Source organism: Allobosea sp. P1_A7 (genome assembly GCF_056406775.1).
In genome coordinates this window covers 1-3,897 of the sequence record NZ_JBFTZN010000387.1, presented here as the reverse complement: position 1 = coordinate 3,897, position 3,897 = coordinate 1, and the positions used below count along the sequence as shown (strand labels likewise).

Sequence of the window (3,897 nt, the reverse complement as noted above, 5' to 3'; positions counted from 1 at the left end):
CGCCATATACTGCCCGCCATTGACCGCGAACGTCGCGCCGGTGGTGAAGGCACCGTGATCGGAAGCGAGGAAAGCGACCATCTGGGCGATCTCCTCGGGCTTGCCGAGCCGGCCGACGGGAATACCGGCAACAACGCGCTTCAGCGCCTCCTCCGGCATGGCAGCGACCATGTCGGTGCCGATATAGCCGGGCGTGATCGCATTGACGGTGATGCCCTTGTTGGCGTTCTCCTGGGCAAGCGCCTTGACGAAGCCGATATCGCCCGCCTTGGCCGCGGAGTAGTTCACCTGGCCCATCTGGCCCTTCTGGCCGTTGATCGACGAGATCACGATGATGCGGCCAAAGCTGCGCCCGCGCATGCCCTCGATCACCGGCCGCGTCATATTGAAGAGCGAATCGAGATTGGTGCGGATGACGGCGGACCACTGGTCCTTGGTCATCTTGTGGAAGAAACCGTCGCGGGTGATGCCGGCATTGTTGACCAGAATGTCGACCGGCCCGTTCTCCGCCTCGACACTGGCGATGCCGGCAGTGCAGGCATCGTAATCGCCGACATCCCACTTATAGACCGGGATGCCGGTTTCCGCCTTGAACTTGGCCGCCGCCTCGTCATTGCCGGCATAGTTAGCCGCCACCTTGTAGCCTGCCGCCTGCAGGGTCCGGCTGATCGCTCCGCCGATACCCCGCGTCCCCCCCGTGACCAACGCGACCTTCGTCATCTGGTTGTCCCCTCTTCGTTTTGGTCTTTTGAGCTATTGTTCCGCGAGCTTCAGGTCGGGCGAATAGGGCCCGTCCACGTCCTTGATGATGGCCTGGCCGCAGATGACGCGCTGTTCCTTGGCGTCATAGGTCAGGGTCGGGGGGCCATAGAGCTCCCAGCCTCTGCTCAAGGCCTCCGAGACCCGATGACAGAAGGCTGCGTCATCGGGCCCCGTGAGATAGCGATAGAGCGTCGTCTGCTTCGCCATGGTGAAGGCTCAGCGTTCCACCGCCATGGCGACACCCATCCCGCCGCCGATACAGAGCGTGGCGAGCCCCTTCTTGGCGTCGCGCTTGGCCATTTCATGCAGGAGCGTGACCAGGACGCGCGCGCCGGAGGCGCCGATCGGATGGCCGATCGCGATCGCGCCGCCATTGACGTTGACGATATCGGGGTTCCAGCCGAGGTCCTTGTTGACCGCGAGCGCCTGCGCCGCGAAGGCCTCATTGGCCTCGACGAGGTCGAGATCGCCGATCTTCCAGCCGGCTTTCTCCAGTGCCTTGCGCGTCGCCGGGATCGGGCCCGTGCCCATGATGGCCGGGTCGACGCCGGCAGTGGCCCAGGAGGCGATGCGGGCGAGCGGGGTAAGACCGCGCCTGGCTGCTTCCTTGGCGGTCATCAGGACGAGAGCGGCAGCGCCGTCATTGAGGCCAGACGCGTTGCCGGCAGTCACCGTGCCGTCCTTCGAGAAGGCTGGCTTCAGCTTGGCCATGGCCTCCAAGGTAGCCCCGTGACGGGGATATTCGTCCTGATCGACGACGATATCGCCCTTGCGGGTCGACACGGTGAAGGGAGCGATCTCGTCCTTGAGCCGGCCGGCTTTCTGCGCAGCCTCGGCCTTGTTCTGCGAGCCGACGGCGAACCTGTCCTGTTCCTCGCGGCTGATCTGCCATTTGGTCGCGACGTTCTCGGCAGTGGTGCCCATATGGTAGCCGTGGAAGGCGTCCCAGAGCCCGTCCTTGATCATCGTGTCGATGAATTTGGTGTCGCCCATCTTGGTGCCGTTACGCAGATGCGCGGCATGCTGCGACATCGACATCGATTCCTGGCCGCCGGCAACGATGATGTCGGCGTCGCCATTGACGATCTGCTGCAGGCCGATGGCGACCGCACGCAGGCCCGAGCCGCAGAGCTGGTTGAGGCCCCAGGAGGTCGCTTCCTGCGGGATCCCGGCCTTCATCGCGGCCTGTCGGGCCGGATTCTGGCCCTGACCGGCGGTCAGGATCTGGCCCATGATGACTTCATTGACCTCACCGCCCTCGACCTTGGCGCGGGCGAGCGCCTCCTTGATCGCGGCAGCGCCGAGATCGTGTGCCGTCGTGTTGGCGAAAGCGCCGTTGAAGGCGCCGACCGCCGTGCGCGCTGCGCCGACGATTACGATGTCAGTATCGGCCATGGAGAGTTCCTCGCTGTTGTCGTGATGGCTCGCCAGGGACAGGCCACCAGGTTCGGCTCTCACCTTCGAAGGCTGCCGCGGCCGCGTCAAGCCGGCCAAGAGAGGGAGAGCGCGGATCGGGTGCCGGTGACCGTACTGCATCGCAGCACGGGCTCGCCCCTCCCGCCGTTCCGCTTGGTAAGATTGATTCAAAAACGTTCAAAAAACTTGCAGCATGCGGCTGACAGGTTATCGTTGCCGGGAGGATCGTTCCGCTGGACCTGAAATGTCAGGCCCGGATCAACGCGATGCAGGGTATGATGGCCAGCGAAAAAGAACCGACAGTCATCAAGAAATACGCCAATCGCAGGTTGTATCACACGGGCACGAGCTCCTACGTCACCCTCGAGGATCTGGCGGGCCTGGTCCGCGGCGGAGAGGACTTCGTGGTCTACGACGCCAAGTCCGGCGAGGACATCACGCGCTCCGTGCTGGCCCAGATCATCTTCGACGAAGAGAGCAAGGACGGGCAGAATCTGCTGCCGATCACCTTCCTGCGCCAGTTGATCCGCTTCTACGGCGACAGCATGCAGGCATTGGTGCCGCGCTATCTCGAGTTCTCCATGGAGAATCTCACGAAGGACCAGAACCAGTTCCGCGACATGATGGGCAAGGCCTTTACCGGCGGCGCCTTTGGCGGCACCGGGCTGGACGCGATACAGGCCCAGACCCGCGCCAATATGGCGATGTTCACGGAAGCCTTCCGGCTGTTCAACCCCTTTGCTGCCGCGGCAACCTCCGGCCAGCCGAAGGGCGATGCAGCGCCAGCCGCCGGCAAAGGCGACGAACTCGGCGACCTGAAGCGGGAACTCTCCGAGATGCGCGACCGGCTGGACAAGCTCGCCAAGACGAAGTGAGCGGGCAATGCCCCAGGCCTGGGCTTGCCCCGGGCAGGTCCTGATCAAGAGTGTCTCGGACTGATCGCTTGCCCGAGACCGCTCCCTGCCTCGGCTCAGCCCACCGCCCGATGCAGCTCTGAGGGCACCGCAGGCTGCCAGAGTTCGGCCTTGCCGACGAGATGCCCCTGCAGATAGGTCACGCCCCAATCGGTGAGCATGGTCGCCTGCAACTCGTCATCGACCCATTCGGCGACGGTGTCGACCATGAGATGGCGGGCGAGGTCGATCAGCGTGCGGACGTAGAAGCGGTCATCGGTCGAACGTCGCAGGTTCTGCGTGAAGGCGCCGTCCAGCTTCAGGATGTCGATCGGGAAGGCGCGCAGATGCCGCAGCGAGGTGTGGCCGGCGCCGAAATCGTCGATCGCGATGCGTGCGCCCTGATCCTTGATCTTGCCGAGCAGGCGGGCCAGGCGGCGCGGATCCTCGATCGTCGCAGGATCTCGACGATCAGCCGCCCGGCGAGGCCGCGGGATGAGCGGGTGCAGGCCAGGAAGGCGTCGAGCCATTCCGGATCGCCGAGCGAGCGCGGCGAGACGTTGATCGAGAGCGTCATGTTCGGATCGGCCGCGAGCATGTCGACGGCGAGCTCAAGCACGCGGTGATCGAAGAGCCGGACGAGCCCGCGCCGCTCAAGCAGCGGAATCAGCTCTGCCGCCGAGAAGAACAGCCCYTCCGATCCATGGCCGACCCGCAGCAGCGCTTCGTGGAAGGCAACCTCGCGCGTCCTGGCCTCCACGACGGATTGCAGCGCCAGCCGGACGCGGCGTTCGTTCAGTGCCGCGATGGCCTGGATATCGAATCC

4 protein-coding genes and 1 pseudogene are annotated in these 3,897 nt (G+C 64.7%); 1 reads left to right on the top strand and 4 read right to left on the bottom strand.

Features of this window, described 5'->3' with window-relative positions; all coding sequences use genetic code 11:
- From phbB to AC1D34_RS34780, 3 genes are all read right to left on the bottom strand, one after another.
- The coding region (gene phbB / locus AC1D34_RS34790) for an acetoacetyl-CoA reductase (protein WP_441487967.1) at positions 1–720 on the bottom strand (720 nt) is incomplete at its 3' end.
- A gap of 33 nt (positions 721–753) precedes the next feature.
- Positions 754–969, bottom strand: coding sequence for a DUF1737 domain-containing protein (locus tag AC1D34_RS34785; protein ID WP_441487966.1), 216 nt, complete (start codon positions 967–969; stop codon positions 754–756).
- Positions 970–978: 9 nt separating this feature from the next.
- A complete protein-coding gene (locus AC1D34_RS34780; protein ID WP_441487965.1) occupies positions 979–2,157 on the bottom strand; it encodes an acetyl-CoA C-acetyltransferase in 1,179 nt (392 codons plus the stop codon).
- A 299-nt stretch (positions 2,158–2,456) separates the two neighbouring features.
- Here AC1D34_RS34780 and phaR point away from each other — a divergent pair, with 299 nt between their 5' ends.
- Complete coding sequence (phaR, locus tag AC1D34_RS34775) at positions 2,457–3,053, top strand: polyhydroxyalkanoate synthesis repressor PhaR (protein WP_441487964.1); 597 nt, start codon at positions 2,457–2,459, stop codon at positions 3,051–3,053.
- Between the two features lie 95 nt (positions 3,054–3,148).
- Here the strand turns inward: phaR and AC1D34_RS34770 are convergent.
- Positions 3,149–3,831 (bottom strand): annotated as a pseudogene (locus AC1D34_RS34770) (EAL domain-containing protein).
- Positions 3,832–3,897: the final 66 nt, after the last annotated feature.